General features: G+C 52.0%; 6 protein-coding genes. 4 read left to right on the top strand and 2 right to left on the bottom strand.

Annotated elements, in window-relative coordinates; all coding sequences use genetic code 11:
* Window positions 1–379 precede the first annotated feature (379 nt).
* Entirely contained in the window at window positions 380–1,492 is a 1,113-nt protein-coding gene (locus V6D20_15540; protein ID HEY9817194.1) for a helix-turn-helix transcriptional regulator, read from the top strand.
* Window positions 1,493–1,940: 448 nt separating this feature from the next.
* On the opposite strand, the gene V6D20_15535 is transcribed toward V6D20_15540, so the two are convergent.
* Complete coding sequence (locus tag V6D20_15535) at window positions 1,941–2,099, bottom strand: ribbon-helix-helix protein, CopG family (GenBank protein ID HEY9817193.1); 159 nt, start codon at window positions 2,097–2,099, stop codon at window positions 1,941–1,943.
* 128 nt (window positions 2,100–2,227) lie between these two features.
* Here V6D20_15535 and V6D20_15530 point away from each other — a divergent pair, with 128 nt between their 5' ends.
* From V6D20_15530 to V6D20_15520, 3 genes are all read left to right on the top strand, one after another.
* Entirely contained in the window at window positions 2,228–2,590 is a 363-nt protein-coding gene (locus V6D20_15530) for a hypothetical protein (protein ID HEY9817192.1), read from the top strand.
* The gene (locus V6D20_15525; protein HEY9817191.1) at window positions 2,587–2,898 is read left to right on the top strand and encodes a hypothetical protein; all 312 of its coding nucleotides are present in this window, start codon (window positions 2,587–2,589) and stop codon (window positions 2,896–2,898) included. Before V6D20_15530 ends, V6D20_15525 begins: the two co-directional genes overlap by 4 nt.
* Before the next feature lie 120 nt (window positions 2,899–3,018).
* On the top strand, window positions 3,019–3,585 hold the full coding sequence (locus tag V6D20_15520; protein HEY9817190.1) for a hypothetical protein: 567 nt from the start codon (window positions 3,019–3,021) through the stop codon (window positions 3,583–3,585).
* A 115-nt stretch (window positions 3,586–3,700) separates the two neighbouring features.
* On the opposite strand, the gene V6D20_15515 is transcribed toward V6D20_15520, so the two are convergent.
* Window positions 3,701–4,324, bottom strand: coding sequence for a Uma2 family endonuclease (locus tag V6D20_15515; GenBank protein HEY9817189.1), 624 nt, complete (start codon window positions 4,322–4,324; stop codon window positions 3,701–3,703).
* Window positions 4,325–4,381 lie beyond the last annotated feature (57 nt).

Raw genomic sequence — 4,381 nt, 5'->3', positions numbered from 1 at the left:
GCGATCGCTCCTGCCTCTTAGAGCACAGTAATGACCGAATTGAAGCGATAGCAATCTGTCCTGATAGTCATCTTGGTACTTTGTGAAGAAGACAAAACTCGCTCGGTGAAAACAAGACAATGCAGTGAAAACTTGACTGCTTGAGGAAGTGATTAGGGGAATCGTGTAATCTCAAGCAAACTCTCATAATGAGTCCAGCATTCTTGCAATCATTCAATTGCTGTCTAAGCCCGTTGCCGTATCCGATCATGAAGAAATTGATACAAATCTAGAAGTCACGAGAGAACGGAGGCGAAAATTAAAGCTATCCCTCCCCCCCTAGGGCATAACATTCATGTCACACCTCTCAGAACAGGATTGTCAGAAAATCCTGATTTTTTTGCATGGACTCTATGGCTCTAAGAGCTTTGACGAGTTCACAAACTACGTCCGTGAAGCTATTACAGAACTGGTTCCAGCAGAACCGTCTGTGTTCGTAACTATTGATCTTAGAAACCGACAAACATTTGGTAGAGGTCCTGTTCCCCATATTCCCGGGTTAGACGAGCTCACCCAAAAACACCAACACGAACATCCCTTTGTAAATTATCAACTCAGTACCTTAGACTTCAGCGCCATCAAGATCTCTGATTTCCTCTCGGAAGAACAGCTCCACAGATCTGAGTTTGTTTATCACAGGTTTATGCGTCACATGGATGCAGAGGATAACTTTACTCTTTGCCTACCCTATGCTCCTCAGGATGCTTTAGATAACAGAGCATCCCAAGTACCAGACTTAGTAGTTGACACAGTCAACCTCTTTCGACAAGAGCGCAGTTTCACGGAGCGCGATCGCATCATCCTCAATCTCCTCCAGCCCCACCTGATGCAGGCTCGACAAACTGCTCAATCATTTACCGAGCTTCAACAGACCCAAAAAAAGCTTCAGGACTGCCTAGAAACAGCAGGCAGTATCTTAATAGGTCAGGAAGGTCGCGTCCACACTATGACCCAGAAAGCTGAACGGCTACTCAAGCATTCCTTCCACGACTTCGAACACTTCAGTCGTGGTCTTCCTGAACGGCTGAAACAATGGGTTAAATACCAGCGCTCCCTTCTTACAAGCCACAACAGTTCTCTCAAGCCCCTCTCTCCCCTCAAAGTTGAGCAAGGCAATAAACTTCTTAACGTCCGTTTCGCCGCCGATATCTCCAAAGACCAATATCTTTTGCTCCTATCTGAGCAGAAGCGCCCTGTCTTGTCTGCCGAACTGCTAGAAACCCTCGGCTTAAGCCGTCGCGAGGCAGAAGTTCTGTTCCTGGTTATGGACGGTAAAACGAATCCTGAAATCGCCAGTGTTCTCCATCTCAGTATCAGCACTGTTCGGAAACACCTGGAGCATATCTACTTCAAGCTGGGGGTACAGACTCGTGCCGCTGCAGTAGTCTCGGCATTCAAGAAATTGGGGGTATTGAACTTAGATTGGGCCGCCGATAGTGGACAAAAACCTTAGAGGACTTTCAACTAGAGTAAAATGGCTCGTTGGGCAAGGTTAGGCAAGGTGTCCGCCACGATTCCCGTACCCCATCATGAAACGTTGAAGATTAGAACCCTGAAATCCATCATCCGGCAGTCGCAGCTACCTAGGTCGCTGTTCGAAGCTTGAATACTTAGCCACGGAGCTTAAATCATGCAAATCACCATCGATTTACCCGATAGTATCCAAATGACCGAGACCGATTGACGCACAGAACTGGCCATAACCCTCTTCCAGCAGGAGCGAATCACCAACCCTAAAGAGACCCATGAGCTTCTCAGCGTCAAAGGCTCTGGCAAAGCCAACTTAGACATCACCCTGGAATGAGAGCGATCGCCCCACATTGAATTCTGAGCCTTCTAGAGACACTGCTACAAGCTTAGTGATGATGAAAGGCACCGATCAACCTCCTTGTTAAGCTCACCTACCCCTTCTTCGCGGTATCCCTTGCTTCTAAAGCCTCCCTCAACAGCATTTCCACCACAAACGTAAAGGATCGCTGCTCTCTTTCTGCGATCGCTTGAATGGCTTCTCTCATGGGGTCTGGTAGGTAAATACTGGTCTGTCGCTTCTGGGTAGTCATGGCCACTCTATTTAGCTCTAGAGCAAGCCTAAGTGAAGTGTTGCGAACAAGGGTAATCTACTCTAGATTAGAGTGGATTAGACTGGTCTTGAGAAACCACGGTTGCTCGTTCAAAAGGTGTCTTCCCGATGGCTCAATCTTTCTCACGCAAGCGATCGCGCCCGCTTCAGATCATCCATCGAACCTTCGGGTGTGCCCTTAATCCTGGCCATCTGCACCTCCCGTCAGCCTCTGATTTACCTGCTGCTTTCCCCCAGGTTGAAATGCCGCGCTTTCACCTGGGCGATCGCCTTCGCTGGATTCCCCATGGCAACGCGACGGATTGGGGTTTGGTCATGGGCCGGTTCTATAGCTACGCACCCCACTGTTGCTGCTGGCAATGGTGCTACCTGATCTGGCTCGATCCCGCTTCCCCCAGTGCTGCCTGGGTCAGGGCTGATATCGCCTGGGAAGACGACCTCGAACCTTCTGATCAGGAGGCTACCCGATGAATCCCCGCCCGCTTTCTCCTCGCGAGCAGCGCCTAATCGAGCAGTACAGCTACTGCCAACTGGGTATGACGCCCCAGCGGTTTTACGCCAAGTGGCAGGTGAGCCAGGAAGACATGGCCGCGATCTGTTCCCGGTCGGTCTCGACAGTGCGGGGCTGGTTTCGCAAAGGCCGCAGCTATCGTCGCCCCACCCCGGTAGACCTGCGCCATCTGGCCCTGATGGATTTTTTGCTCGACAACTTTGACCAGATTCCGGCAGACCTACAGCAGGCTCTCTGCACTACCGAGCAGGAAGACGATCACACCTAACCCAAAATTGTCAATATCACCGTGCTCTGTTTTGGCGAATCGCTCTTGGCTAGGGTGGCATCAACTGCACCGCATTGACGTATCGGGGAGGGCAGTCGCATGAGCCAAGGGCAACGAGTTATGGCCGATATCAAACGCATTCGAGCGGCGCTGGCAGAGCCAGGGCAAGGCTCCTATCGTCTGCAAAAGCTGCCTCGGCAGGCCATTTGGCTCGTTCACAGTAGAGGCGGTAAAACCTACCGGCTAACTTTTCAGCCTGCGCCAATCAACGCCTGGACGCTGCATCCTCCGGATCGAGAGGCGTCTGAACTGTTAGGCAAGATTGAGCGGGCGTTAGGCCCTAGCGTTGACAGCGCTAGGGAGAGTAGGTGGTCTTTCCCAAGCGAGGTGGTCAGGGGTCAAGAAACTCACTGTTTGGAGAACCCGCAGGACTTTTCATCGGCAGCCTGCGAGGTGGAAGCTCCCACGGTCTACAACCAACTGCTCCATCCCTGGTGCGTTGTTCAACTCCTCCCCCACATGCAGCGGCGCACCCTCACTCGATTTCGGCGTCGCAATGATGCGGATGCCCATTTGAAAGCCCTGCGGCGGCTGAGTTCCTCAGCTCAGTACATCGTTGTATTTGATCCAGCTCCAGCTCCTGCTTCGCTCACGAGGGGGAGGGGTTTGCTTGAAAGTTATGGGTAATCGCGTTTGCATCACAGCTGAGCAGTAACTGTTGTCACCAGCTGCAGTACCAGGGGGTGCTACTGTCCGAGTCCGCTGAATGCTGGCATTCACCCATAACGACTAGGGCTCCATCTCATCCAACCCCAAGGATGGTTTTGGCGGTCAGGTTCAAGTTGGGAAAGACAAAAGACGTAATGCGCTGATCGCCGCGCAGCAATTGCCGGTCGTAACGCCCCTCTGCATTCAAAGTACAGAGGGTTAATGTAGGTTGTTTAGGCCGACCAATAAAGAACTCGCCGCCTAGCCCTTGATAGTCAGCAATCCAGTATTCTGGAATGCCCAGTAGGGCGTAGTCTTCAAGTTTACGGGCATAGTCGTTTTGCCAGTTGCTGCTGACCACCTCCGCCACAAATTTGATGGTGCTGCTAAGGGTGACGACGGGTTGGCTGGCCCACAGCGGCTCTTGAGGCAGGGCAGCTCGGTCTAGGACGATCACATCGGGGCGAAACCCGGTCTGGTTGGCCAGGGGTTTGATTAAGCAGCGATGGGGGATGAAGTAATCGGCCCCTTGCTGCACAATATCGTAATTGAGCCAGCGGGCGATCGCCGCCGCCACTTCCTCATGAGGCCCCGTCGGTTCCAAGTCAAACAGTTCTCCGTCAATGAGTTCGTAGCGACTGTCATCGCCATACTGAGCGAGAAAGTCGTCAAAGCTCAGGGAAAGGGATTGTGTGGGTCGATCACTTGCGAGTGCCATATGGCCTTGACTCAGAGAGTGGCAACGAAAACTACTGATCCTTGTCCTATTCGCAGA

The sequence above is a fragment of the Candidatus Obscuribacterales bacterium genome, assembly GCA_036703605.1.
Taxonomy (GTDB): Bacteria; Cyanobacteriota; Cyanobacteriia; order RECH01; family RECH01; genus RECH01.
This window is presented reverse-complemented; position numbering and strand designations above follow the sequence as displayed.

Excerpts from the sequence above, each read along its gene's own strand:
- V6D20_15535 (HEY9817193.1), bottom strand. The coding sequence starts at position 2,099 with ATGACTACCCAGAAGCGACAGACCAGTATTTACCTACCAGACCCCATG.
- V6D20_15530 (HEY9817192.1), top strand. The coding sequence starts at position 2,228 with ATGGCTCAATCTTTCTCACGCAAGCGATCGCGCCCGCTTCAGATCATC.
- V6D20_15525 (HEY9817191.1), top strand. The coding sequence starts at position 2,587 with ATGAATCCCCGCCCGCTTTCTCCTCGCGAGCAGCGCCTAATCGAGCAG.
- V6D20_15520 (HEY9817190.1), top strand. The coding sequence starts at position 3,019 with ATGGCCGATATCAAACGCATTCGAGCGGCGCTGGCAGAGCCAGGGCAA.
- V6D20_15515 (HEY9817189.1), bottom strand. The coding sequence starts at position 4,324 with ATGGCACTCGCAAGTGATCGACCCACACAATCCCTTTCCCTGAGCTTT.